Here is a 25658-nt window from a genome sequence, read left to right on the forward strand (position 1 = left end):
TCGCCGATGGACGTTCATCGTTGGTGCTTCACGGTGTGCTCATGAGTGCTTGTGCCTGTTCTTCTCGAGAGGTACTGCTTTTGTGTGAACTGCGTCGACCAGCTGGTCGACAGCGGACGTGTCCAGATTTCCGGACACTCGCAGTGCTCTGCTGAATGCTCGGCGCCGCTCTGCCAGGCTCAGACAACTCGGATCCAGGTGCAGCCATGCACCTCGACCGGGGAGTCTTCGCGATACGTCGGGGACGAGCGGGGAACCCTCCGGCCCCTGCTCACCAACCACGACCCTCAACAGATCGACAGCCGACCCTTGTTCCCTGCATCCCACACACGTTCTGACCGGCGAACCGGGTTTCACGCGCGCAGAATCCGAGGACTCACGTCGAACCATTGTCCACTCTACCGCCGAACCGTCTCGATCACTGCATTCCACTGTTATCCGTTGGACGTGGCGGGCCGGTCGGACGCGTCGCCAACGGGTGCCGCATCGCTCCGAATGTCGATACGCCAACCCGTCAACCGCGCAGCCAGGCGGGCATTTTGACCCTCTTTTCCGATGGCCAACGAAAGCTGGAAATCGGGCACGATGACACGGGCCGCACGAGCCTCGGGATCGACGACAGTGACGGAGACCACTTTCGACGGGGAAAGTGCGTTGCCCACAAACGTCGCGGGATCTTCGTCGAAGTCGATGATGTCGATCTTCTCCCCCGCGAGTTCGCTCATGACGTTGCGGACGCGCTGACCCATCGGGCCGATGCATGCACCCTTTGCGTTGAGCCCCTGCACACGTGAGGCAACGGCGATCTTGGAACGATGTCCCGCTTCGCGCGCGACGTTGATGATCTCGACGCTCCCGTCCGCGATCTCTGGAACCTCGAGTGCGAACAACTTGCGAACCAGGTTCGGGTGGGTCCGCGAGAGGGTGATCTGTGGGCCGCGGGCTCCGCGAGCAACTCCGACGACGTAGCACTTGATGCGCTCACCGTGCTCGTAGTTCTCGCCGGGAACCTGTTCTGCAGGCGGCAACAATCCTTCGGCGCCATTGGATTCGCTGCCGATTCGGACGACGACCATTCCGCGGGAATTCGCACGCGTGTCACGCTGAATGACACCGCCGACGATTTCACCCTCATGGGTCGAGAACTCACCGAAACTGCGCTCGTGCTCGGCGTCGCGCAGACGCTGCAGGATGACCTGGCGTGCGGTGGTCGCCGCGATGCGTCCGAATCCCTCGGGAGTGTCGTCCCACTCCTCCCCGATCATGTTGCCGTCGGCATCGGTGTCGTGCGCCATCACTCGCACCGAACCGGTCTTGATGTTGACATCGATCCGAGCGTTCTGCTTGTGCCCCTCGGTGTGGCGGTACGCCGTCAGCAGTGCGGTCTGGATCGTGGCGATCACAGTTTCGATCGAGACACCTTTTTCGGCTTCGATCGCTCGCAACGCTGCAATGTCGATATTCACTTGTCGAACCCTTCTTCGTTTCCTACGTCTTCTAATTCTGCTTCGTCGTCTTCGACACTGTCCACGCCCGAGTCCTCGGTGAGGTCAACCGCATCGGAGGGAACTGCGCGCCCCTCCGGGATGCCGCCCGCGAGTTCCAACTCCGCCTCACTGGGCTTCGAGAACTCCACCTGAACTACAGCCTTCTGGACGTCGCCCAGTGCAATCTCGCGCACGGTCAGTCCGCCACGGCCACCGATGACAACTGCCACGGAATCGCCGTTCAACGTTCCGATACGGCCCACCACGGTCTCGCCGGCCAGATCGATTCGCGCTTTACGTCCGCGAGCCCGACGCCAGTGACGATCGAGCGTCAGTGGGCGATCGATTCCCGGAGAGGTCACCTCGAGGGTGTACGGCGTTTCACCGATTTCCTCGAGGGTGTCGAAAAGTTCCGAAACGAGTCTGCTGATCTCCGCGGCGGCATCGAGCTCGATCCCGGCATCGCTGTCGACCATGATGCGCACCGCGCTGTGCTTGCCCGCACTGGTCACGACAACGTCTTCGACGTCGTAACCCTGGGCGTGCACGAGTTCGGAGATCAGCTCGATCACCCTCTCCCTGGATGGCACCGGCATCTCGCGAACTCCTCATTTCAGTTGTCGTCGATTGTCCGACTTGTGTCGACTGTCGACGTGGGCGGCTGCGAGCATGAAAAGACACCAGGTGCCACATGCTGCAAGCATCCAAGAGTACCGCTCATTGCGCGTCTCCGTGACCAGAGTGCCCGACGCACGTCACACTTGAACACGTCACGCGGATTCGAACGATCGGCCGACCACCTGGCACGATGGACTGGTGCTGACGCCCATGACTACTACCCCACTCTCCCGGCGGAGTGCGCTCAAGATGACGGGAACCGCAGCAGCGTTGGGCGCTGCGGCCTTCTCGTTGTCCGCCTGCACCGACAACGGCACAGCGGAGGCGGCTGCAGAAGTCGACCAGCTGACGGCCCAAGCCGATCGAGCCCGCTCCGACGCGGCAGCCGCAACCGCCGCCATCGCTCTCGCGCCGGACAAGTCGGCATCACTGACCACGATCAGCGCCGAACGCACAGCGCATGCACTCGAACTCGACGCCGAGATTGCGCGAGCAGCGGGCAGCGGCGCCTCTGCGACCACAGCGCCCCCGTCGACCTCGGTCGCAAACGCTCCTACGGGCGTCGAAACCTTGAGTACCTCGCTGGCCGATTCGGCGCGCAGTGCCGCGGATCTCGCTCGGACGATGTCCGGCTATCGCGCGGGCCTGCTCGGTTCGATCAGCGCGTCGTGCTCGACTCAGGTTGCGGTGTTGCTTCCGTGATCACTTCGCACACCCGTCGATCCGAGAGTTCTGCCTTGCTGACCGCAATCGAATCAGAGAATGCCGCGATCTTCGCTTACGGAGTGGTTGCCGCGTTTTCGAATCCTGCCCGTGTCAACGAGGTTGCCACGCACACAGCAGCGCACCGCGCACGACGTGATGCGCTGGTTGCCCTGTCGACCGACGCGGGCGTAACCCCGCCGACAGCCGCGGCAGCGTACGAGATCCCGTTTCCGGTGACGGACGCCGTTACCGCGGCACAACTGGCAGCACAGATCGAATCCGACACCGCCGTGACCTACCGGGCATTCGTCGAACAGGTCGATACCGACCAACTCCGCACATTCGGAATCGACGGCCTGACCGATGCGGCAATCCGCGGCGCCGGATGGCGGTCCGCGCTGGGAACCGCTCCGGCCACCTCAGCGTTCCCGGGGGACCCGACTTCGTAACTGCTGTGCGCCTTTATTAACCCCCGGCGGGTAATAAAGGCGCACAGCGGCTCAGGCCTTGCGATGCGAGGGCACGAACCACGCCGCGACCACGGCCACTAACACGAAGCAACCGCCGACGCGCAGTGCAGGTGTCAGCGCATCTCCGTAACCGAGTGGCGTGAGGGCACCGCCGGCGGCAAGGAAGACCGCAGTGAGAACCGCGATTCCCAATGCAACACCGATCTCACGAAGCGTCGAGTTGGTCGAACTGGCCGTTCCGTGATCAGGCTCGTCCATGTCGACGAGTACCGCCGTCGAGCTCGGCGCGAAGGTCAGGCCCATACCGATTCCCGCCATCAGTAGAGCCGGAACCAGCGACCCGTACGTCACGTCGGGACCGATCAACGCTGCCAACCAGAACAATGCTCCGGCCTGGAGCAACAGACCGGTCAGCAGAAGCGAACGGAGCCCGACCTTCGGCGCCAGAAAACCGGCGAGAGGCGCGAAGATCATCGGCGCTGCCGTCCACGGAAGCGTCCGCAGGCCTGCTTGGAACGGGCTGTAGCCCATCACGATCTGGAGGTACTGCGAGAGCAGGAACACCGCCCCGAAGATTCCGATCGAGAGGGTCAAGCCGATGACGTTCGCCATCGAGAAGCTGCGTGAGCGGAACAGACGTAGGGGCATGACCGGATGCGAGGTCTTCATCTCGCGAAAAACGAACAGTGCCAACGCGACTGCGGAACCGACCAACGACGCAACTACTCCAAGCGATCCCCAGCCCTCGTCGTTGCCGTGAACGATCCCCCACACCGCCAGGAACACACTGAGTCCGGCGAGTGCGACACCGGGAAGGTCGAGAGGCTGTGTGCGACCGGTCGATTCACGCAACGCATACAACGCGAGAGGAACAGCGACGATCGCAACCGGCACGTTGATCCAGAAGATCCCCTGCCACGAGAACCCGTCGACTACCGCTCCACCGACCACGGGACCCATCGCGATCCCCAGGCCGGAGACGCCACCCCACACGCCGATTGCCATGGCACGCTTGGCTTCCGGTACCGCTGCCACGAGGAGAGTGAGTGAGAGCGGCATGATCGCGGCAGCGCCGGCGCCCTGAAAGGCTCGGGCCGCGATGAGCAGGCTTGGTGTCGTCGACAACGCCGAAGCAATCGACGCCGCCGTGAACAGCCCGATCCCGAACACGAACATCTTGCGGCGCCCCCACCGATCGCCGAGCGTCGTCGCCGAAAGCATCAGCGTCGCAAAGCAGAGCGTGTACGCATTCATGAACCACTGAAGTTGCCCGACGGACGCATTCAGCTCCTTCTCGATCACCGGCAGCGCGCTCGTCATCACGAGGTTGTCGAGGGTGGCCATGAACATGGGCAGAGAGGCAGCAACCATCGCTATCGCGATCGGAACCTTACGTCCTCCACTGCTTTCCGACCCGGATGCGGCGTCCGATCCGGACTTCGTCAAAACGGTCATCGTGATTCCTCGAGTGAAGGTGCCTTAAGGCATCGGATGATTACTTAAGTCGAAACTAAGCTATCCGGTGATAACGTGTCAACATGTCGATCGGTGCAGCTGAACCACGTACCCGCAGGATGAGCGCACCGGAACGTCGCGCGTTGGTCCTTGCCGCGGCAACGCGAGCTTTCGCAAAGGGTGGATACTCGGGGACCAGTACGGACGCCGTCGCCAAGGAAGCCGGTGTCTCGCAGCCCTACGTCGTGCGTATGTTCGGAACCAAGGCAGATTTGTTCCACGCAGTGTTCACGCGCGCGCTCGACGAAATCGTCCGCACCTTCAACGACAAATTGGATACGGTCACGATCGATCCGAGCAATCCGCAGTTCTGGGCCGAACTCGGATCCGCCTACGGCGAGCTGGTTCTCGACCGAGATCTACTGCTTGTCATGTTGCACGGCTTCGCCACCAGCACCGATGATGTCGCCGCCGTCTCCCGGAACGCCATGTCCGGCATCTACACCTTGCTGCGCGAGCGCACCGGTTGCACACCCGAGCAAGCGCGTTTGTTCATCGCGAACGGGATGCTGATCAACAATCTGCTCGCAATGATGGCGCCCGAACACGCCGAAGAAGATCCAGCCCTCGGCGAGCTCTGGGGCAGCGTCTTCAGCGACTCGACTGCGATCACGCTCACCGGCGACGAATCCTCGAGCGAAACCGACACCGATTCCTGACCGGTCACTGGGAAAAACTACACACATGTGACTGAGGACACCCTACAGTCGATCCGACATGTCTCCGGGAAACCCAGACGAAAAGGACCGACGTTGGATCTCGCACAACGCCTCGACGCGCTCGAACAGATCGAGGAAATCAAGAAGCTCAAGCACGGCTACTGGCGAGCATGTGACGCCAAGGATCCAGTTCGGTTCCGCAACAGCTTCATCCGTTCCGGAGCGTCGATCGACTACGGCCGCCTCGGCGCCTTCGACGACGCGGGGCCGATGGCGGACATCTTCGAGAAGATCGCTCTTCGCAAGGTCGACGGCCGGTACGCGGTCCTCGACATGCATCACGGATTGCATCCCGACATCACACTGACCTCGGAGACGTCGGCGGTGGGGCGATGGGCTCTGCAGTTCCGCCAGATCGACACCGTCGGGCGCACCGAGAAGTTGATGACCGGCGAATACGACGACAAGTACGTGATCGAGGACGGTATGTGGAAAATGAGTCAATGCCATTTCACGGAGGCGTGGTCGATCACCACTCCCCTGTCCCCGGACGCTGACATCGCCGAGGGTTCGTTGGGTGGGCGGCGATGACGACGAACGGAAAAGTTGCGCTCGTAACCGGTGCCAGCCGGAGCGTCGGCAAGGGCATTGCCCTCGCTCTGGGAAGCGACGGGTGGACGGTGTACGTGACGGCACGAGGAACCGTCGGCGCCGACGGCCCACTCGATCGCACCGCGGCGGAGATCACCGAGCGCGGTGGTCACGGCATTGCCGTGCAGTGCGATCACAGCGACGATCAGCAGATCGTCAACCTGTTTGCCCGCATCGCCGAAGAGCGGTCAGGCCGCCTCGATCTTTTGGTCAACAACGTCTGGGCAAACCCGGCGGGTTATGCAGGCTTCGCCGATCCGTTCTGGAAGAGGCCGATCGACGATTGGGATTCGCTGATCGGAATCGGACTGCGCGCCCACTACGTTGCTTCGGTGGAAGCGGCGAAGTTGATGGTCCCCCGGGGCAGTGGAGTGATCGGCAACATCTCGTCGTTCGGCACCCGCGGGTACCTGCACTCTGTCCTGTACGGGATGTCGAAGGCAGGTTTGGACAAGATGGCCGCGGACATGGCTGTCGAATTGAAGGGGACCGGCGTCACCGCACTTTCCTTCTGGCTCGGGTTGATCCGCAACGAGCGGATGGAGGCGAGTGGGATCGAGAGCTTCGAAGGCTTCTCACTGGCCGAGGCCGAAACCCCGGAATTCGTCGGCCAAGTCATCACTGCATTGGCCAACGATCCAGAAGTGAACGCGCGCAGCGGTCACACACTGATCACCGCCGAGACGGCCGTCGAGTACGGAATCACCGACGCCAACGGGAAACAACCGGCGTCACACCGCAGTGCCTTCGGTGGCGGCCCGCTTTTCTGATTCATCAGTAGCAGTGGTCGCGTCGCGTGCCGGCACAGCACGCGGCGCTGCCACTCGCGCCTTCAGGGCAAGCCAGGCACACCCGATGACGACGACACCGCCGGCCACGATCGAGGGTGACAACGCCTCACCGAGGATCAGCGCAGACCAGGCAATGCTGAGCACCGGTTGAACCAACTGTGTTTGGCTCACAGTGGAAATGGGACCGATCGCCAGACCCCGGTACCAAGGAAAGAACCCGAGAAACATACTCACGCATCCCAGGTAGGCAAACGAAAGCCACGAATTCACATCGGCAGAGACCGGAGCCTGGGCCATGGACGCCACCGTCAACGCAATCGTGACCGGCAGTCCGAGAATCAATGCCCAGGCAATCGTCTGCCACGACCCGATCTCGCGGGCCAGCAACGCACCTTCCGAATATGCCAGCGCTGCACACACAACCGCGGCGAACAGAAGAAGATCAGCGAGATGAAACGAGCCGAGTCCGCCGTTTGCAATCGCCACGAACCCTACGACCGATACCGCGCCGGCGGCGCTTGCCCACCAGAATCCCTTACTGGGACGCTCTTTTCCTCGGACGACCGCAAATACCGCGGTCGCAGCGGGAAGTAGCCCGATCACGACTGCCGCGTGACTCGCCGGCGATGTCTGCAACGCAAACGTGGTGAACAGTGAAAACCCCAGTACCGCACCAACAGTCACGAATGCGATGCGCAACCACTGCCGAAGCGTCGGAAGCGTCGCGCGAGTAACCGACAGCATCACAATCGCAAGGGCCCCGGCAACGACAGCGCGGCCCGCACCGACGAACAGGGGTTCGAGATCCGCGACGGCGACCCTCGTGAGCGGAACGGTGAACGAAAACGCCAGCACACCGAGCAAGCCCCACCACAAACCGGATCGAGACGATGGCATCGGTAGCGGTGCCTGCGGCGCAACGATAGCGCTACTCTTCATACTCATGTTTTACGATAGCAGTAGCACGCCAACCAGCGAAACTGGTATTTCAGATGCGCACCCGTGTGCAGGAGATCGAAATTGCTCCGAGCAGTCCGACGAGCGCGAAAGCGTAGAAGCCCCACGGCACGGCATAACCCGCACCCAGGAGGACTCCGCCCAGGATCGGGCCACAGATCGCACCGACCCGGCCGACACCTGCCGACCATCCGAGCGCGGTCGCGCGAATCTGAGGTGGGTGATTGGCGCTCGTGAAGGCGTAGACCAGTACCTGCGCACTGAATACGAAGCATCCGGCGAGGAAGACCATCACGTAGATTCCGAACGACACCTTCACACTCAGAAGCGCCAGGAACAGTGCAGCTCCGGCGAACCACACGATGGCTGCAGTCCGCGGGCCGATCTTGTTCGCGACGCCCCCGGCGATCAACAGCCCGACGACGGCGCCGGCATTGAGGATCAGAAGGAACGTCAACGACGCCCCGAGGTTGTAACCGGCCTCACGCATGATCGTCGGAAGCCACGTGTTCAATCCGTAGACGAGCAGCAAGCCCATGAAACTGGTGATCCAGATGGCGATGCTGTTGCGCAGGAACTTCGAAGAGAACAGTGCGCGAACGGGATTGGCGGCTTCGGCGCGCTCAACTTCGGACGTGGGCGCAATCTCGAGTTCGACTCCGTAACGGGCAGCGATTTCCTCGGCTTCGGCACGCTTTCCGTGAGCGAGAAGGTACGACGGGGATTCCGGCAGATACCGCAACATGAGTGGAATCAGGGCGACGGCAGGAAGTGCGCCCACAACGAACATCGCTCGCCAACCGAAAGGTTCGATCACGACGAGCGCCAGCGCTGCGGTGGCAACGGCGCCGACGTGGTAGCCGGTCATCAGCATGGTCGACGCAGATCCACCGCCTTGTTTCTTCGAGAATTCGTTGACCAGAGCCAATGCCGTCGGTAGGGCGCCACCCAGCCCCACACCGGCAAGGAAGCGCAGCAGCCCGAAGATGAACGGATTGGGCGCAATTGCGCACAACAGAGTCAGAATCGAGAATGCGGCAACGGCGTACAGCAGCGCGCGGCGTCGACCGATGACGTCGGTGAGAGTGCCGATGACGAGGGCGCCGATGGTCATGCCGATGAGCCCGAAGGTCGAGATCATCGTGATCGTGCCGGTACTCAAACCCCACGCGTCGTAGTCGAGAAGCGAAGGAATGACCGCGCCGAGTACGACCAGGTCGAATCCGTCCAGAAGCACAGCGATCCAACACAACGGTGCTACCCACATTGCGGCACGCGCCCCAGGCGAACCGGTGATTGAACTCGACTGCGTATGTGCGGTCATCGGATCCTCGACATTCACTGCTTGTGGGCGTTCGCGACCGGTTGGGATCCAGTAGTTCGGATCGAAACGTGTTCGCATTGCGAACGCCTGTTCATAATGAGCACATCGATTGTGTACGGAGTCACAACGCCATGTCAAACGTCGCGGTAATCTCGAGGAATGGCACTCTCCGAAAATGAGCGTGAACAGTTCCTGGCCGAACCCCACATCGGGGCGCTGTCCGTGGCGGACGGCACCGAGCGCGGTCCGTTGACCGTCCCGATCTGGTACCTGTACTCACCCGGTGGCAAACCATGGATCCTCACAGGCAAGGATTCGCGAAAGGCACGACTCATCGAGTCGGCCGGGCATTTCTCGTTGATGGTCGAAAGGCTCGATCCGACAATCCGTTACGTCAGCGTCAGCGGATCCGTCGACAAGATCGTTCCGGGCACCGACGAGATGCTGGTCGAAGTCTCGCGGCGTTACCTGGCTCCGGACAAGGTCGACGGGTATCTCGAATTCGCGCGATCGCAGTTGGGCGAACAGGTAGCGATCTACATGAATCCGCAGCACTGGCTGTCTGCGGATCTCGGGGCGATCTGACAATTCTCAGAAAAACGAAGGCTCGGCGCGCCGGAGTGGCGCGCCGAGCCTGACCTGCATGTGGAGGGCTCTATGTCAGCTCTCGGTGAAGAAACGCACCCGATTGAGTCGATGACCGCTCGCCTCGAAGCCGAACAATACGATGGCAGGTTCCCCGCACACGATGACGCTCGCCGTCACGGTGCGACCGGCAACCAGCATCTTGCTCTTCGTCACGCCGGTGAGCAGAGCGTTGACATCAGCGTTGGACAACTGCGTCCCCGCAGGAAGCTCGACGGGTACCGGCGGCGTTCGGCCGACAGCGGCCGCATCGAGGAACCGCGACGCTGCCTTCTTGCCTTTGTCTCCGACGCCGAAGATGCCGCGCGAGAACCCGAGCGCCCCGCCGATCCCCTGGTTCGAGAGCAACTGCGGCGTCAACTTCGCGGCCGCCTTCACCCCCGCCACACCAGCAGTCGCGAGCTGGCTCAACATCGTCGCCAATTCCCAATGCGCGTAGAGGGTTCCGATCCGCAAGGAATCGGGCTCCCCCACCAAGTCGTATCGCAAGTGCATCGGAACGTCGAGAACGACTCCGGTCGACATCTCGGTAGCGAGGCTCAGATCGCGCCACACCGTCCGGCCGCACACGATGTCGCGCTCGACATGGAAGGTGATCGAATTGGGGGCGATGAACGTGTCGTAGAAACTCTCGATCGCCGCCTGACCGTTGTGCGGACGTGAACCTACAGGGTCGTTGACCTGTCCGTCGCCGGCAAACAGGGCCACCCAGGTCGAGCGGTCATGCGCGCCGACGGCTTTCGGGGATCCCTCCACGACGGCCATCAACTGCTCGCGCGTCACCGGCGCGGTCATGCGCGCATCTCGTATGCACCGTCGTACGCCTTGACCTGCTGCCACACCCGGTCGAAGCGTTCACTGTCGACAACAGGCTTCCGCACCGCGGCCAGGGCCCACTTCTGCTGCTCGGGTGTCGACGACGGCTTTCCGTGCAGTGCGATCGCGTATCCCGAGAAGTCACGAATCTGGAAGTCGAAGATCTGATCGACAACGTCGGCGTCGAGCCCGCTGATCTCGGCCTGTTCGAGAATCAGATGACCGTAGACGACGAGAGAGAACAGGTGCCCGACGTTGAGCATGAAATCGAGGTCCTTCTGCTGCTGCGCGTCCGGCGCTGCAGCAGTGAGCAATTCGGTGAGCGCGATCGCCTGCTCGTAAAAACGGGCGACGTTCGGAATCGAAGAGTGCTTCTCGTAGACGGGCTTCCACTCGTGGAACTGAATCTTCGCAGCGCCGCGGGTAGGCCCCTGGTTCCAGAAGAACTCGTCGTCGGCGGCGTCGTCGCGCGTGACGATCTCCGGGAACTGCGCCGAGTTGAACAGATAGTTCGGCAAGAACTTGAGAATCAGGCCGACGTTGACGTGGACGGTGCCCTCGAGCTTGGGCAGCGTGCCGATCATCTGCGCTGCCTCGCGGAAGTACGTTGACTTCTCGTATCCCTTGGCTGCGATCACATCGTGCAGCAACCCGACCACCTTCTCACCTTCGGAGGTGACCTTGGCCTTGGTCATGGGATTGAACAGCAGGTAGCGACGGTCCTCGAGGCTGGCGCTGCGGAAGTAGTCGACCGCCCGCGCACTGAACTGCTTCATCGCGATCAGACGTAAGTACGCGTCGACGAAGGCGGCGCGAACGTGGGCGAAATCCGTGACGGGATTGCCGTACAGAATTCGATTCTGCGCGTGAGTGATTGCCTCGAAGAACGCATGCTCGGTGATGCCGATGGAGCCGGTGCAGAGGTTGAACTTTCCGACGTTGACCGTGTTGAGCGCGGCCTCGAATGCGGCGACGCCGGTGTGCAGAATGTCTTCCTCGCGCACCGGGTAATCGTCGAGGCGGAAATTGCTGACATACATCTGCCCGCGCAGGACGTTGTCCACGAGCTGATAGTTCGGATGTGCACTGTCGGCGACAAAGAACACGTAGCCTTCGGGGCCCTCGACGTCGGTACGACGCCCGAACACAGACACCATTCCGGCTACGTTGCCGTTTCCGATGTAGTACTTCTCGCCGCTCGCGCGGAAGGCGACGTCGCCGTCGGTGGGAGTGAGGAGCATGTCGGTGGAGTACACGTCGGCGCCGTGGTCGCGCTCGGACAGCCCGAACGCCATGACACCACCGTCGGCAAGTTCCTGCGCTGCACGCTTCTTCGCAGCGTCGTTGTCACTCATCCAGATCGGTCCGAGTCCGAGGATCGTGACCTGCCAGGAGTACCAGTAAGCGAGTCCGTAAAAACCGAAGATCTCACTCAAGGCCGCGTTGCGGGCACCGTCCCAACGACGGTTCTCGTCACCGTCGGCGAATGCCGCCGGAGTCTGGAACGTCGCGAACAACTTCTCCTTGCCGACGAATTCGAGAAAGTCGGAGACCCACACGGCGTCGAGGTCGTCCTGAAGCAGTTGCTTCTTACCGCGGCTCTCGAACCATTCGATGGTGGCTCGCAGCAAACGGCGGGTCTCCGGATCGAACTGAGCGGGGTCGTAAGTATGGGGGTTGAAGAGCAATCCATCGGTGCCAGACACGTCATTACCTTTCGTCGATGACGCTAAACTACCAGCGGGTAACTTTCCGCGGTGCGATTCATGGAAGACCTGCGATTCTTCGCGAATGCCACAGGTCCATCGGATTCCACGTGCCCGCCCGAGCACGCGTGATCGGGTAGCACGCCAACCCGAGCAACAACGCAGACATATGGCCGATGGCGGTGAAATTGGTGGCGAAAATCAGAGGTACACCGTAGAAGAGCAACAGCCCCGCGAGATAGACGTATCGCCACGGATCGACGATGCGGTACACCAGAATCCCCATGATGCCGGCCAGACCGTAGCTCACACCCACGTCGAGAGTGTTGACCGCCGACTCCGCCACGTATCCGTGCCGAATACCTTCGTACAGAACACCTTCGCTGATGTACGTGGCTCCGACGTGGGCGATGACGACAACACACAACCACCGCCACGTCCCGAGCCAACGCTCAGCCGTTGCATGAAAGATGGTGAAGAGAACCAGGTATCCCAACCAACCGCCACCTTCGAGCCAGAAGGCACTCGAGAACAGGACTCGTAGCGGGTCTTCGGCCAGGTGATGCAGATTGGTCGAGCGCTTGCCGAGAAAACGCTCCTCGACATTGTCGGGCAGATGCCGAAGGAAGAGCGTGGTGAACAGCAGGGCCAGCAACCAGACGTAGGTACCGGGAGCACTGCGCACCCATCGCCATGCCGCCTTTGCTGCCCCCAGCATCCTCACCGCTTCGAGTCTGCGCTCACTCGTTCACTACTGCAACGGCAAACCCGTCCCATCCCTTCGAACCCACGGTTTGAATGGCGGTGCCGTCGAGTTTCGGCTCGGCCGCGATCATCTCCAACACCGCTCGACTCGCTTTGACGCGCTCGTCGTCGATATCCGGGTTGGACACATGTCCCCCACGCACCACGTTGTCCACGATGATGACGGTTCCGGGATGCGAAAGGGCCAACGCCCACCGCACGTACTCGGTGTTGTTCTCCTTGTCGGCGTCGATGAAGACCAAGTCGAAAGGTCCCAACTCTTCCTTCGCGATCGACGGGAGGCTGTCGAGCGCCGCCCCGACGCGGACGTCGACACGGTCAGCCAAGCCGGCGCGCTCGATATTCGCCCGAGCGACATCCGCATGGGTGGGATCGAATTCCAGCGTGATGACCTGGCCCGAGGGGCCGACCGCGCGAGCGAGCCAGATCGTGCTGTATCCGCCGAGCGTTCCGATCTCGAGAACATTGCGCGCCAGGCACATTCGCGCCAGAAGATTGAGGAGCTTGCCCTGGTTCGGCGCCACGTCGATGGGCGGAAGACCGGCCTCGGAGTTGGCGGCGAGTGCCGCGTCGAGAACCGGATCTTCACCTACCAACGTGGAGACAAGGTAACCGTCGACTTCTGCCCAATCCGGTTCGCGTTCCATAGCCACGATTGTGGCAGAAAAGAAGGGCCGCCGCAGACACCTCGGAAGGTGGCTGCGGCGGCCCAGACGACTATTCGAATCAGCCGCGAACTGCGCTGATGATCTCCTCGATCGCCGAGTCGGCGTCGATCTCACGGCTCTCGCCAGTGAAGCGGTCGCGAATTTCGACCTTGCCGTCGGCCCAACCGCGTCCGACGACAACGATCAGTGGAACGCCGATCAGCTCGGAGTCCTTGAACTTCACGCCCGGCGATGCCTTGCGGTCGTCGAGGATTACTTCGAGTCCGGCACGGTCGAGTTGCGCGGCGAGGCCTTCGGCGCCTTCGCGCGCGGTCTCGTCCTTGTTCGCGATGACGAGGTAGACGTCGGCCGGTGAAACCTCGGCAGGCCAGCGCAGGCCCTTCTCGTCATGGTGCTGCTCGGCAATGACGGCCACCAGACGCGAGACGCCGACGCCGTACGAACCCATGGTCGGGCGGACGGGCTTGCCGTTCTCGGCGAGGACGTCGACGGTGAAGACGTCGGTGTACTTGCGGCCGAGTTGGAAGACGTGCCCGATCTCGATACCGCGAGCCGAGACCAGCGTGCCGGCTCCATCGGGAGAGGCGTCGCCGTCACGAACCTCGGCGGCTTCGATGGTTCCGTCAGGGGTGAAGTCGCGACCGGCAACGAGGCCGACCACGTGCTTGCCGTCTTCGTCGGCGCCGGTGATCCAGCTGGTGCCGTCGACGACGCGCGGGTCGACAAGGTAGCGAACTCCGTTGGCCTGCAGCGCCTTCGGGCCGATATAACCCTTGGCCAGGAACGGGTTGTTCTTGAAGTCGGTCTCGGTGATCATCACGAACTCGGCCGGCTCCAGCGAAGCCTCGAGGCGCTTTTCGTCGACCTCACGGTCGCCGGGGATGCCGATGCCGAGAAGTTCCCATTCGCCGCCGGGCAGGCGGGTCTTGACCATGATGTTCTTGAGAGTGTCGGCGGCGGTGACGGTACGGCCGAGATCAGCGCCGTTCGCCCAGTCCACCAGGGTGTCGATGGTGGGTGTGTTCGCGGTGTCGTACACCTTGGCTTCGGGCAGCCCGTCGAACGGAATCGAGTCGGGAACGACAGTCTTGACGGCCTCGACGTTGGCGGCGTAGCCGGATTCGAGGCAGCGCACGTAGGTGTCTTCGCCGATCTCGCTCTCGGCAAGGAACTCCTCGGACGCGCTGCCGCCCATCGCACCGGAGGTGGCCGAGACGATGACGTACTTGACGCCCAGACGCGTGAAGATCTTCTCGTAGGCGCCGCGATGCGCCTGGTACGACTCCGTCAGGCCTTCGTCGGTCAGGTCGAAGGAGTAGGAATCCTTCATCAAGAACTCGCGGCCGCGCAGAATGCCGGCACGCGGACGCTCTTCGTCGCGGTACTTGGTCTGCACCTGGTACAGGGTGACCGGGAAGTCCTTGTAGGAGTTGTACTCACCCTTGACCGTCAGAGCAAAGAGCTCCTCGTGGGTCGGGCCGAGCATGTAGTCGTTGCCCTTGCGGTCCTTGAGGCGGAACAGGTTGGGGCCGTACTCGGTCCAGCGGTTCGACGCTTCGTAGGGATCGCGCGGGAGCAGCGCAGGCAGCAGGATTTCCTGTCCGCCAATTGCATTCATTTCTTCACGGACGACACGCTCTACCTCGCGCAGCACCCGCAATCCCAGCGGCAACCACGAGTAGACGCCTGGAGCGATACGACGCACGTAGCCGGCACGAACCAGCAGTTTGTGGCTGGCAACTTCGGCGTCCGAGGGATCGTCACGCAGGGTACGCAGGAACAGGTGGGACAGACGGGTAATCACGAGGTGTAAGGATAGTCGCCGCAGTCGGCCGAGCGGGCCTCGGTACGGTTACAGCGTGCTTGTACTGCTGCCTCCCTCAGAAACCAAGTCCGACGGCGGCAAGGATGCGCCCCTCGATCTGGCCGAACTGTCGATGCCACAGTTGACCGAAACGCGCGAATTGCTGGTTCAGACGCTGGTCGATCTGGCCGCTGACGTCGAGGCGTCGTGCGAAGCGCTCGGGCTCGGTCCGACGCAAGCAGACGAAGTGGAACGCAACGCCAAGCTGTGGGTGTCCGCGACGCGGCCCGCACTACAGCGCTACACCGGCGTGCTCTTCGACGCCCTCGACGCAAAGTCGTTCACCCGCGCCCAGAAGGCGAAGGCGCTCGATCGGATCGCCATTGGTTCCGCTCTGTTCGGTGCTGTCCGCGCAGGAGATCTGATCCCCGCCTACCGCCTCTCTGGCGGGTCCAAGCTGCCGGGGATGGGGACGCTGCGCTCGCTGTGGAAGCCGGAGCTGCCGAAGGCCTTGGCCGCCGAAGCCGACGGCCTTGTCATCGATCTACGATCCGGCACCTACCAAGACCTCGGACCTGTTCCGGACGCCTTGATCGCAACGGTCCTCACCGAGAAGCCGGACGGCACCCGGACGGTGGTCAGTCACTTCAACAAGCACCACAAGGGTCTGCTCGCCCGTGCGCTGGTGGTCTCGCGCGCCGAACCGACCGATATCAAGGGTGTCGCGCGGGTGGCGTCGAAGGCCGGCCTGCGGGTGGAAATCGCGTCGGAGCGTGAACTGATCATCCTGACGGATTGATGGCTTCGTCTGTCAAGTGCCACAGAAGGTTTGGAATGTTTCGCTGAAAGACTGCGGAGCCGCCTCGGTGTAGTCGGTCCACTCGTCGCGTCGGTCGAATGGATGCGTGACAACCTCGAGCAGCTTCTCGAAGGGAACGAGGTCGCCGTCGGTCGCGGCGCGCAGGGCAGCATCGAGGTGATGATTACGCGGAATGTACAGCGGGTTGACGCGATCCATCGCGCTCGCGGTCTCCGCGGCCCCACGCCCCTGGTCCGTCAGGGCCCTGTGCCACCGCTGCAACCAAGACGCGATGTGGTCCCGTGGCACGAGGTCGTCGAGGGGCGCCGAATTTCCACGCAATTCGTCGGCGAGTGCGCGGAAACTGCCCGTCCAATCAGCACCGTGTTCCGCCAACAACGTCAGCAGATCGTCGACGAGCGCCCGATCGACAAACGGCTGGGCCAGACCGAGCTTTTCCGCGAAACCGGCCGCATAGTGTCCCTCGTAGCGCTCGTCGAAGGTCTCGAGAACTGCCGACGCCGCGGAAATCGCATTGTCGGGTGCGGAATCGATCAGCGGCAACAGTGTTTCTGCCAAGCGCGCCAGATTCCACTTCAGTACAGCGGGCTGATTGCCGAACGCATAGCGGCCCCCGTGGTCGATCGAGCTGAACACTGCCGCCGGATCGAATGCGTCGAGGAAGGCGCACGGACCGTAATCGATGGTCTCTCCCGAAATTGTCGTGTTGTCGGTGTTCATGACCCCGTGCACGAAACCGATGAGCATCCACCTCGCCACCAGTGACGCCTGCGCCTCGACGACCGCCTCGAGGAACCTCAGATAGCGATTGTGTGTACCCGTTGACGGAAGTTCGGTCAGCTCCGGGTAGTGCCGGGCGATCGCGTAGTCGGTGAGCGGCTGCAAGACCTCGCCCTGCCGGGCCGCGAACTCGAAGGTCCCAACGCGTAGGTGACTCGACGCGATCCGTGCAAGCACGGCACCGGGTTCTGCGCCGTTGCGGCGAACGTCTCGGCCCGTCGCCACCACCGACAGCGCGCGCGTAGTGGGGACACCGAGGGCATTCATCGCCTCGCTGACGAGATATTCGCGCAGCATCGGCCCTACGACCGCATACCCGTCGCCGCCCCGAGAGAACGGTGTGCGCCCGGAGCCTTTCAAATGCAAGTCCACTCGCTGCCCGGCACTGCTGACGAGTTCGCCGAGTAACAACGCCCGACCGTCTCCGAGAATTGGTGCATACCCACCGAACTGATGACCCGCATACGCCATCGCCACCGGTGTGGCCCCGACCGGCACCGTCGACCCGGACAGTACGCCGATCCCGTCCACACTTCGCAGCGCTGCTACGTCCAATCTCAACGACGCAGCCAGCTGCTCGTTCACCACGAGCAACTGCGGGTCAGGGGCGGCAGCACCTTGCCACGGCACCGTCAGAGCGCCGAGTTCGTCGGCGAACGTGCTCTCGAGGCCGGCCACGATGGTGACCGTGTCTGCTGTGGATTCCTGGAATGCGGCCATCACACGAGAGTAGTCACCGTGCGACAACCTATCGATCAGCCCTGATCGATGTACGACTCGAGCTGATCGCGTTCGCTCTTGAGCTCGTCGATGCGGCTCTTCACCACGTCACCGATACTGACGATGCCGAGGAGGTTGCCGTCCTCGATCACCGGCAGATGCCGGATTCGACGCTCGGTCATGATCGCGGCAATGCTGTCCACTGCGTCTGCCGGAACGCACGTGTACATCAGAGCGGTCATGACCTCGGAAACCTGGATCCCGAGAAGGTCCGGGCCACGCTCGTGCAGGCGTCGAACGACATCGCGTTCGGAAATGATGCCGACCACCGCATCGTCGTCGACCACCACCATGGCTCCGATGTTGTGGCGGGCAAGATCGCACAGCAGCCCGTTGACCGTCGTGTGGGCGTCGATCGTGACGATGCTGTTGCCCTTGTTTCGCAATATGTCCGCGATCCGCATCACGGCACCCCGATCCGTCGAGACTCTCGGCACGTCCTGCAACGATCGTATCGGCTAGCGAAGCGGAAAAACAGGACTGATCAGGCGATTCCCTGAGCTGCCTTCTCCGCAGCCTGAGCCTGGGCTACCTGAGAAGGTGTGAACCTGATGCACAGCGCCGCGATACCGGCGAACACGGCGCAGACCGCGCAGCCCACAAGTGCGAAGGTGTACCCCTCTCCGAGTGCGATCAATTGCGCCGGATTCATGTCCGCTGCCTTGCCCGAAGTGCCGCCGAGCGAGAGCGTCTTGGACGTCGCCATTGCACCGATCACCGACAGCGCCAATGGTCCACCGAGCGTCTGGGCAACTTGGGAGATTGCGGTCAGCGGGCCGATCTCGGTCTCCGGGACACCGGCGATCGCGCACAGTGGCAAGGGCACCATCGCGAGGCCGATACCGAATCCGATCCCGATCACGGGCACGAACAAGTTGGCCAGGTAGGTGGAGTCGGAATCGAGAGTAGAGCCGTAGAGGAGTCCGACGATCATGATCACGACGCCGGTGAGGACCAGCCAGCGGGGTTGAACCTTCACGGCGAGCTTGGAAGCAACCGACGCGGCGGCGCCCAATCCGAACGCGAACGGAATGAACGCGATACCGGCACGCAACGGCGAATACTGCATGATGTCCTGCACGAACAGTGCGACGAAGGCCGTCATGCTGAACATCGCGCCACCGACGAAGAAGATGGCGAGGAACGTCGCGACACGGTTGCGATCGGCGAACAACGAGAAGGGCAAGAGCGGGTTGTCTGCAGTTCGCTCGACAAAGAGGAAGGCGGCGAGGGCGACCAATCCGGCCGCCAATGCACCGATGACGGCGATGCTCCCCCATCCCATTTCCGGGCCTTCGGTGAGAGCAAAAACAACACCGGTACAACCGAGGGTCGCGAGGATCGCGCCCGGGACATCCAAAGCCAGACGCGTCTGATTCGTCTCGCGAAGGGCGCGGAACGCCATGCCGACGAGCGCGATGCCGATCGGGACGTTGATGAGGAAGATCAGACGCCACGACACCTCGGTCAATGCGCCGCCGATGATCAGACCGGCGATCGATCCGACGCCCGTCATGGCGGCAAAAATCGCGATGGCCTGATTACGAGCCGGACCCGCGGCGAAAGTCGTGGCAACAAGGGCGAAGGCAGTGGGCGACGCCACGGCTGCGCCGACACCTTGAAGCGCCCGCGCTGCGATCAACATGCCCTCGTTCAGGGCGAGACCACAGAGCAACGACGCCACCGTGAACAGCGAGACTCCCGCGATGAACATCTTCTTGCGCCCGTACGCGTCACCGAGGCGACCACCGAGGAGCATGAGCCCACCGAACGCAAGCGCGTACGAGGTCAACACCCAGTTGCGACCACTGTCGCTCAGCCCGAGGTCTGCCTGCAATGGCGCCAGCGCGAGGTTCGCGACGGTGCCGTCGAGCACCACCATCATCTGCAAACCACTCAGGACGATGATGGCGAGCCCGATGACTCGAGTCGCTACCGGGGCATTCGCCGAAGCGGTTTCAGATGTTGGGGAATCAGACACAAGACTTCACGTTACCCAGCGTCGACGGAAAAGCCCGCGACCGGCCCGATCACGATGATCGCCGGAGGCTTGATCTCCTCGTCCTTGACGCGCTGAGCAACGGTCGCCAGATCGGCCCGAAGTTCACGCTGAGTGCGCAGCGTGCCCTCTTGGATGACGGTGACCGGCGTGGTTGCCGGGCGTCCACCGTCGACGAGTGCCTTCGCGAACTGATCGATGCGCTCGACCGCCATGAGCAGCACGATCGTGCCGCGCAACTTGGCCAGCGCCGACCAGTCGACCAGCGAATCCGGATGATCCGGAGCCACGTGCCCACTGACGACGACGAACTCGTGGGTGACGCCGCGGTGGGTGACCGGGATGCCTGCGGCCGACGGGACCGAGATCGCGCTCGTGATTCCGGGCACTACGGTCACCGGAACGCCGGCAGCGGCACACGCTTCGAGTTCTTCGTATCCCCGTCCGAAGACGTACGGGTCCCCGCCCTTGAGGCGGACCACGAACTTGCCTGCCTTCGCGTTGTCGATCAGCGCGGCGTTGATGGCCTCCTGAGCCATGGCACGGCCGTACGGGATCTTCGCGGCGTCGATCACCTCTACGTCCGGACCCAGTTCGGCGAGCAACTCCGGCGGAGCCAATCGGTCGGCCACGACGACGTCGGCGCGTGCGAGCAAACGGCGTCCGCGCACGGTGATCAGATCGGGATCACCGGGGCCACCACCGACGAGAGCAACACCCGCAGCGGCAGGCTCGGCCGTATCGGCTAGCACGCCCGACTGAAGACCTTCGACGACGGCGGTGCGGACTGCTGCCGAACGACGGTGATCGCCGCCCGCCAGAATTCCGATGCTCATACCGTCGTACTCGGCGCTGGCGGGAGTGACGGCGGTGCCGTGCTTCGCGTTGTCGGCGCGCACGCAGAAGATATGGCGACGCTCCGCTTCGGCGACGATCGCCGCATTGGTTTCCGGCTCGTCGGTCGAGGCGATGGCGTACCACGCACCTTCGAGGTCGCCGTCGGCGTACGGACGCTCTTCGACCGTGATCTGACCGGCAGTGGCCATACCTTCGACGGCTGGAGTGAACGCGCGACTGATGACGTGAACGCGGGCACCAGAGGCGACCAGCAGTCCGAGTCGGCGCTGAGCCACAGTGCCGCCACCGAACACGACCACGCGTCGATCGGTCAGGTTGAGGCCGACCAGGTAGTTGGTCTCGTCTGCGGTGGACTCGCTCACTCGCACTCCGTTTCGTTGTCAGAATTGGTCAAGCTGGAGGGAACTTTACGGGCCGCGGCCACGGTCACTCCATCCCTGGCAGTCTTGGCCAGCACAAGTCGGCCGCCCCCGGACGCAAGGATCGCAGCCGCTTCCGCGACGCTTGCCGTTCCGACGGCGTTCTCGACGCGAGGCGATGGTGACGGAACTTGAACTCGCGCAAGTACGTCCGGGGCGAAACTCACAATCGGGACGTTCAGTTCATGGGCCGCTGTCAGAAGAGCCGAAGACTCAGCTTTTGCCGCCACAGTGGCGAGTACCACGATCTTCCCTTGCGCCGCGGGCACAGCCTTCACCGCAGCGACGATGTCCTTCGCGGTGACACTCGTCGTGAATCCCACGCCGATACAGAGGTCATCCCCGTGCGGCATCGACGAACTTCGCGATCGATTCGGGCTGCCCCACCGGATGAGTGTGGAGATACGACGCGTGGACGCCGCCGCGAACAAATCCTTCGCGGACACTGCCGCCGTCCCAGGGCCTCCACCCCCACGCACTTCCGCAACCGTCCGCGTCTGCCGAGACGAGAGACGTTCGGTGGAACTCGTGACCGGTGACGCGGGAGCCTGCTTCGAAGAGGCTGGAGTCGCTGATCGCCACTGCTTCGCGGTACCCGAGGGTCAGGCGTTTCCCGAACGTCGCATCCACCCCGACAACACCGGCCATGCTGTGACCGTCCAAGCTGCGAGCGAGGTAGAGCAGACCGGCACACTCGGCGTGGATCGGTGCGCCGCCGTCCGCCAGGTCACGAACCTGCTGCAGCAGAACGGTATTGGCCGCGAGGTCCACCGCATGCTCTTCCGGGAACCCGCCAGGAAGGACAAGAGCGGCAGTTCCCGCAGGAAGCTCGTCCCGCAACGGGTCGAACACCTGCACGTCCGCGCCGGCGGCGGTCAACAGCTCCCGGTGCTCGGCATAGCCGAAGGTGAAGGCAGGGCCGCCCGCCATGGCAACCACAGGCCGAGACTCTGCGTGTGCGCCGACCTCGGCAACCGGATCCCATGCAGCTGCACTCACGTTCGAGGCGGCGAGTGCGCGAACAGCACCCAGATCGACGTGCGAGGCAATCAAGTCGGACATCGCGTCCACTGCGGCCACAGCGGCGGCGCCGTGCTCGGCCGCCGGAATCAGGCCGAGGTGCCGGGAGGGAACTTCGAGTTCCGTCAACCGTGGCACAACTCCGAGCACTGCGACGCCGACCTTGTCGCACGCATGACGCAACACCTGCTCGTGACGAGCGCTCCCGACGCGATTGAGAATGACGCCGCCGATGCGCACACCTGCGTCGTAGGTCGCGAAGCCGTGGAGTACGGCGGCCAGACTCTGACTGTGCCCACGGGCGTCGATCACGAGGACTACCGGCGAACCGAGGATCGACGCGACCTGCGCCGTCGATCCCTCCGCCGACGGCTGCGAGTTTGCCTCGTCGATCTTCCCGTCGAACAGACCCATGACGCCTTCGACCACGGCGATGTCGCAACCAGCGGTTCCATGCCGGTAGAGCGGTCCGATGCGATCCGGGCCCACCAGAACAGTGTCGAGGTTGCGTCCGGGCCGCCCTGCCGCGAGTCCGTGATAACCCGGGTCGATGTAGTCCGGCCCCACCTTGAAGGGTGCAACGCTGCTACCGGACCGTCGCAGCGCGCCGATCAATCCCGTTGCCACCGTGGTCTTTCCGCTACCCGAGGCAGGAGCAGCGATCACCACGGCCGGAGTGGAAGGACTTACCATTCGATGCCCCGTTGGCCCTTTCGGCCGGCATCCATCGGGTGCTTGATCTTGGTCATCTCGGTCACGAGGTCGGCGGCGTCGATCAACGCCTGCGGGGCGTCGCGTCCCGTGATGACAACGTGCTGGTTGCCCGGACGATCGCGCAGTGTCTGCACGACCTCGTCGACGTCGACCCAGCCCCACTTGAGCGGATAGGTGAACTCGTCGAGGACATAGAATCGATGTTCCTCGCTCGCAAGCCTTCTCGCGATCTCCTGCCAACCCTCCGCAGCGGCAGCAGCATGATCTTCCTCGCTACCGGCCTTGCGTGTCCATGACCAACCTTCGCCCATCTTGTGCCACTGCACCGGCCCACCGACGCCGGTTTCGTCGTGCAGGTTTCCGAGCGCGCGGAACGCGGCTTCCTCTCCGACCTTCCACTTGGCACTCTTCACGAACTGGAACACGCCGATGTCGAACCCCTGATTCCAGGCACGCAGCGCCATGCCGAAAGCGGCGGTGGACTTACCCTTTCCCGGGCCGGTGTGCACGGCAAGTACCGGCGCGTTACGACGCTGACGCGTGGTCAGACCGTCGTCGGGAACTGTCTCGGGAACACCCTTGGGCATCGTGAACTCCTGAGCTGGGATCTAGGCTGCGGCGCGGACGACACCCGCGACCTGCTGCGCTGACAATTCGGCGAGGCGGACGTATCCGCCACGTAGTTCTCGCGCCAACTCGGCCGCCAGCCCCAGACGCACGAGGCCGGTCTCGCAGTCGACGACGATGGACGCGACGGACGCGTCGGCGAGAAGATGCGCGGCGACGCGGGCGCGGTGCAGCGCGTCCTTGCCGCCGGTTGCCCGGCCGTCGGTGAGTGTGACGACGAGGGCGCGACGCTGCGGGTCACGAAGTCGTTCACGCAGAACCACTTCGCGAGCACGCAGGAATCCCTCTGCGAGTGGGGATTTGCCGCCGGTACGCATCGACTGCAAGCGACGGACAGCGATGTCCACCGAAGATGTCGGCGGCAGTACGAGCTCCGCTTCACGACCACGGACAGTGATGACGGCGACCTTGTCGCGGCGCTGATAGGCGTCGCGGAGCAACGAGACAACCGCACCGGTGACCGCGGAGAGGCGGTCGCGTGCTGCCATCGACCCCGACGCGTCGACAACGAAAACGATCAGATTGCCTTCTCGCCCTTCACGTATCGCGCCGCGGAGGTCAGCCGGTGCCAGCCGCAACCGTCCAGCAGTGCGACCACGGGCAACTTGAGACTCGGCTGCGGCAAAGACCGTGCTCGTCAGATGCAATCCGTGCCCACGCTCCCGCGTGGACCGCACAACTCGTCCACGGGACGACATGGACCGCGAGCGTCGTCCCGGTGCACCTTCACCGACTCCCGGAACTTCGAGGAGCTTGGCCTTGAATTCGCCGGCCGGTGGAGCCGAGGGACGATCGGTGGCGCGCACTCCCCCACCAGGTCCGTCAGGGTCGTCCGGGCCGTCGTCGTCAGGCCCGTCGTCGTCCGGCCCTTCGTCTCCAGGACCGCCGTCATCGGAGCCGCCATCTTCCGGGCCACGGTCTTCGGGATTCTCGGGAGGTTCGGGCTCTCCGTCGCGCGCGTCGTCCTCTACCTGCGACTGAGCATCCTGATCGGCCTGCTCGAGCGCATCGTCCAACTGCTGCTGATCCAAGCCGGGCTCGTCGAACGGATCGCGGCGGCGGCGATGCGGCAGCGTCAGTTCCGCCGCTACTCGTACGTCCTCCGCAGTGACTTCACTGTCGCCGCGCCAGGCAGCGTGGGCCGTCGCGGTGCGCGCCAGCACCAAGTCCGCGCGCATACCGTCGACGTCGAACGACGCACACAGCGAGGCGATACGACGCAGTTCGCGGTTGCTCAGCTCGACCGAGTCCAATTTCTCACGCGCCGTGAGGATTTCGGACGCCAACTCCTCATCGGCGGATACGTACCGAGCGACAAATGCCTCGGGGTCACGCTCGTAGTCGAGTCGGCGACGCACCACTTCCATGCGAATGTCGACGTCGCGGGAAGCGGCGACGTCGACAGCCAGACCGAAACGGTCCAGAAGTTGCGGACGCAGTTCTCCCTCTTCGGGATTCATCGTGCCGACGAGTACGAACTTGGCCGGATGCGAATGGGAGATGCCGTCACGCTCGATGTGAACCCGGCCCATCGCCGCGGCGTCGAGAAGCACGTCGACCAGGTGGTCGTGAAGCAGATTCACCTCGTCGACGTACAGAACACCCTGGTGAGCGGCGGCGAGCAGTCCAGGTTGGAATGCGCGCTCACCGTCACGCAGAACCTTCTCCAGGTCGATCGAACCGATCACCCGGTCTTCGGTGGCGCCCACGGGCAGTTCGACCAAGCGGGCCGGTCGTGTCGTTCCGGCGTCGTCGACCGCGGGCAGCAGCGCAGTCAGCGCGCGCACGACCGTCGACTTGGCAGTTCCCTTCTCACCGCGGACCAAGACCCCGCCGATCCCTGGATGCACCGCACACAGGATCAGCGCCAATCGCAATTGATCCTGGCCGACCACAGCACTGAACGGGAAGCCCGCCACTGGTCGATCTTCTTCACTTCGCACGTCGATATCCCTCCACCTCTCGGTTTCCTCGCCGAGAATTTGGCTGCACTCGAATGTCGCGGCAACCTGGCTGAGATCTCCCGGTTTATCGGTAGAGGAGAGATCTTTCACAGTGGC

Annotated in this window: 26 protein-coding genes; 7 read left to right on the top strand and 19 right to left on the bottom strand. The window is 63.2% G+C overall.

The window, feature by feature from the left end; genetic code table 11:
• Positions 1-39 precede the first annotated feature (39 nt).
• From M1L53_RS09670 to rimP, 3 genes are read right to left on the bottom strand one after another with little or no spacing between them, the layout of a single operon-like run.
• Positions 40-390 carry a YlxR family protein gene (locus M1L53_RS09670; RefSeq protein ID WP_019748063.1) on the bottom strand — a complete coding sequence of 117 codons (351 nt, stop codon included), beginning with the start codon at positions 388-390 and terminating at the stop codon, positions 40-42.
• Positions 391-434: 44 nt separating this feature from the next.
• Positions 435-1466, bottom strand: a complete 1032-nt coding sequence (gene nusA, locus M1L53_RS09675) for a transcription termination factor NusA (protein WP_003942738.1) — start codon at positions 1464-1466, stop codon at positions 435-437.
• On the bottom strand, positions 1463-2083 hold the full coding sequence (gene rimP / locus M1L53_RS09680) for a ribosome maturation factor RimP (RefSeq protein WP_054188571.1): 621 nt from the start codon (positions 2081-2083) through the stop codon (positions 1463-1465). Before rimP ends, nusA begins: the two co-directional genes overlap by 4 nt.
• A gap of 271 nt (positions 2084-2354) precedes the next feature.
• Here rimP and M1L53_RS09685 point away from each other — a divergent pair, with 271 nt between their 5' ends.
• Together M1L53_RS09685 and M1L53_RS09690 are read left to right on the top strand one after the other, a co-directional pair.
• Positions 2355-2807 (top strand): hypothetical protein, encoded by a 453-nt coding sequence (locus M1L53_RS09685; protein ID WP_007735037.1) that lies wholly within the window; start codon positions 2355-2357, stop codon positions 2805-2807.
• Positions 2804-3259, top strand: a complete 456-nt coding sequence (locus tag M1L53_RS09690) for a ferritin-like domain-containing protein (protein WP_003942700.1) — start codon at positions 2804-2806, stop codon at positions 3257-3259. The genes M1L53_RS09685 and M1L53_RS09690 overlap by 4 nt, the downstream gene beginning before the upstream one ends.
• 51 nt (positions 3260-3310) lie before the next feature.
• Here M1L53_RS09690 and M1L53_RS09695 read toward each other — a convergent pair whose 3' ends face one another.
• Positions 3311-4735, bottom strand: coding sequence for an MFS transporter (locus tag M1L53_RS09695; RefSeq protein WP_054188572.1), 1425 nt, complete (start codon positions 4733-4735; stop codon positions 3311-3313).
• A gap of 83 nt (positions 4736-4818) precedes the next feature.
• Here M1L53_RS09695 and M1L53_RS09700 point away from each other — a divergent pair, with 83 nt between their 5' ends.
• The 3 genes from M1L53_RS09700 to M1L53_RS09710 all read left to right on the top strand — a co-directional run bounded on the left by M1L53_RS09700 (position 4819) and on the right by M1L53_RS09710 (position 6875).
• Positions 4819-5454, top strand: a complete 636-nt coding sequence (locus tag M1L53_RS09700; RefSeq protein ID WP_003942694.1) for a TetR/AcrR family transcriptional regulator — start codon at positions 4819-4821, stop codon at positions 5452-5454.
• A gap of 93 nt (positions 5455-5547) precedes the next feature.
• Complete coding sequence (locus M1L53_RS09705; protein ID WP_042450740.1) at positions 5548-6045, top strand: nuclear transport factor 2 family protein; 498 nt, start codon at positions 5548-5550, stop codon at positions 6043-6045.
• On the top strand, positions 6042-6875 hold the full coding sequence (locus M1L53_RS09710; protein WP_042450742.1) for an SDR family NAD(P)-dependent oxidoreductase: 834 nt from the start codon (positions 6042-6044) through the stop codon (positions 6873-6875). Before M1L53_RS09705 ends, M1L53_RS09710 begins: the two co-directional genes overlap by 4 nt.
• On the opposite strand, the gene M1L53_RS09715 is transcribed toward M1L53_RS09710, so the two are convergent.
• The gene (locus tag M1L53_RS09715) at positions 6837-7793 is read right to left on the bottom strand and encodes a DMT family transporter (RefSeq protein ID WP_054188594.1); all 957 of its coding nucleotides are present in this window, start codon (positions 7791-7793) and stop codon (positions 6837-6839) included. The two genes, M1L53_RS09710 and M1L53_RS09715, sit on opposite strands and share 39 nt — an antisense overlap.
• Positions 7794-7884: 91 nt before the next feature.
• The gene (locus tag M1L53_RS09720) at positions 7885-9177 is read right to left on the bottom strand and encodes an aromatic acid/H+ symport family MFS transporter (RefSeq protein ID WP_054188595.1); all 1293 of its coding nucleotides are present in this window, start codon (positions 9175-9177) and stop codon (positions 7885-7887) included.
• 159 nt (positions 9178-9336) lie between these two features.
• On the opposite strand from M1L53_RS09720, the gene M1L53_RS09725 reads away from it, so the two are divergent.
• Positions 9337-9762 (top strand): pyridoxamine 5'-phosphate oxidase family protein, encoded by a 426-nt coding sequence (locus M1L53_RS09725; RefSeq protein ID WP_054188573.1) that lies wholly within the window; start codon positions 9337-9339, stop codon positions 9760-9762.
• A gap of 75 nt (positions 9763-9837) precedes the next feature.
• Here the strand turns inward: M1L53_RS09725 and M1L53_RS09730 are convergent, their stop codons facing one another.
• The 5 genes from M1L53_RS09730 to M1L53_RS09750 all read right to left on the bottom strand — a co-directional run bounded on the left by M1L53_RS09730 (position 9838) and on the right by M1L53_RS09750 (position 15581).
• Positions 9838-10617: a nuclear transport factor 2 family protein gene (locus tag M1L53_RS09730; RefSeq protein ID WP_054188574.1), complete on the bottom strand. Its 780-nt coding sequence runs from the start codon at positions 10615-10617 to the stop codon at positions 9838-9840.
• On the bottom strand, positions 10614-12344 hold the full coding sequence (locus M1L53_RS09735) for an acyl-CoA dehydrogenase family protein (RefSeq protein ID WP_050655157.1): 1731 nt from the start codon (positions 12342-12344) through the stop codon (positions 10614-10616). The genes M1L53_RS09730 and M1L53_RS09735 overlap by 4 nt, the downstream gene beginning before the upstream one ends.
• A 58-nt stretch (positions 12345-12402) precedes the next feature.
• The gene (locus tag M1L53_RS09740; protein WP_021343988.1) at positions 12403-13062 is read right to left on the bottom strand and encodes a rhomboid-like protein; all 660 of its coding nucleotides are present in this window, start codon (positions 13060-13062) and stop codon (positions 12403-12405) included.
• 22 nt (positions 13063-13084) lie between these two features.
• Entirely contained in the window at positions 13085-13756 is a 672-nt protein-coding gene (locus tag M1L53_RS09745) for an O-methyltransferase (RefSeq protein ID WP_020969392.1), read from the bottom strand.
• Between the two features lie 79 nt (positions 13757-13835).
• The gene (locus M1L53_RS09750) at positions 13836-15581 is read right to left on the bottom strand and encodes a proline--tRNA ligase (protein WP_054188575.1); all 1746 of its coding nucleotides are present in this window, start codon (positions 15579-15581) and stop codon (positions 13836-13838) included.
• Between the two features lie 55 nt (positions 15582-15636).
• Here M1L53_RS09750 and yaaA point away from each other — a divergent pair, with 55 nt between their 5' ends.
• Positions 15637-16380 carry a peroxide stress protein YaaA gene (yaaA, locus tag M1L53_RS09755; RefSeq protein ID WP_007735009.1) on the top strand — a complete coding sequence of 248 codons (744 nt, stop codon included), beginning with the start codon at positions 15637-15639 and terminating at the stop codon, positions 16378-16380.
• Positions 16381-16392: 12 nt separating this feature from the next.
• On the opposite strand, the gene M1L53_RS09760 is transcribed toward yaaA, so the two are convergent.
• The 8 genes from M1L53_RS09760 to M1L53_RS09795 all read right to left on the bottom strand — a co-directional run bounded on the left by M1L53_RS09760 (position 16393) and on the right by M1L53_RS09795 (position 25541).
• Positions 16393-17901 (bottom strand): YdiU family protein, encoded by a 1509-nt coding sequence (locus tag M1L53_RS09760; RefSeq protein ID WP_054188576.1) that lies wholly within the window; start codon positions 17899-17901, stop codon positions 16393-16395.
• A gap of 35 nt (positions 17902-17936) precedes the next feature.
• The gene (locus M1L53_RS09765; RefSeq protein ID WP_007735005.1) at positions 17937-18365 is read right to left on the bottom strand and encodes a CBS domain-containing protein; all 429 of its coding nucleotides are present in this window, start codon (positions 18363-18365) and stop codon (positions 17937-17939) included.
• 80 nt (positions 18366-18445) lie between these two features.
• Positions 18446-19942, bottom strand: a complete 1497-nt coding sequence (locus M1L53_RS09770) for an MFS transporter (RefSeq protein ID WP_050656470.1) — start codon at positions 19940-19942, stop codon at positions 18446-18448.
• A gap of 11 nt (positions 19943-19953) precedes the next feature.
• Complete coding sequence (cobA, locus tag M1L53_RS09775; protein WP_007735001.1) at positions 19954-21180, bottom strand: uroporphyrinogen-III C-methyltransferase; 1227 nt, start codon at positions 21178-21180, stop codon at positions 19954-19956.
• Complete coding sequence (locus M1L53_RS09780; protein WP_003942729.1) at positions 21177-21560, bottom strand: cobalamin biosynthesis protein; 384 nt, start codon at positions 21558-21560, stop codon at positions 21177-21179. The genes cobA and M1L53_RS09780 overlap by 4 nt, the downstream gene beginning before the upstream one ends.
• A 13-nt stretch (positions 21561-21573) precedes the next feature.
• Positions 21574-22950 carry a cobyrinate a,c-diamide synthase gene (locus tag M1L53_RS09785; RefSeq protein WP_030535626.1) on the bottom strand — a complete coding sequence of 459 codons (1377 nt, stop codon included), beginning with the start codon at positions 22948-22950 and terminating at the stop codon, positions 21574-21576.
• Entirely contained in the window at positions 22944-23558 is a 615-nt protein-coding gene (gene cobO / locus M1L53_RS09790) for a cob(I)yrinic acid a,c-diamide adenosyltransferase (RefSeq protein ID WP_003942784.1), read from the bottom strand. The genes M1L53_RS09785 and cobO overlap by 7 nt, the downstream gene beginning before the upstream one ends.
• Before the next feature lie 21 nt (positions 23559-23579).
• Positions 23580-25541: a magnesium chelatase subunit D family protein gene (locus M1L53_RS09795; protein WP_054188596.1), complete on the bottom strand. Its 1962-nt coding sequence runs from the start codon at positions 25539-25541 to the stop codon at positions 23580-23582.
• Positions 25542-25658 lie beyond the last annotated feature (117 nt).

The sequence above is a fragment of the Rhodococcus sp. T9N genome (assembly GCF_024436645.1).
GTDB classification, from domain to species: domain Bacteria; phylum Actinomycetota; class Actinomycetes; order Mycobacteriales; family Mycobacteriaceae; genus Rhodococcus_F; species Rhodococcus_F qingshengii.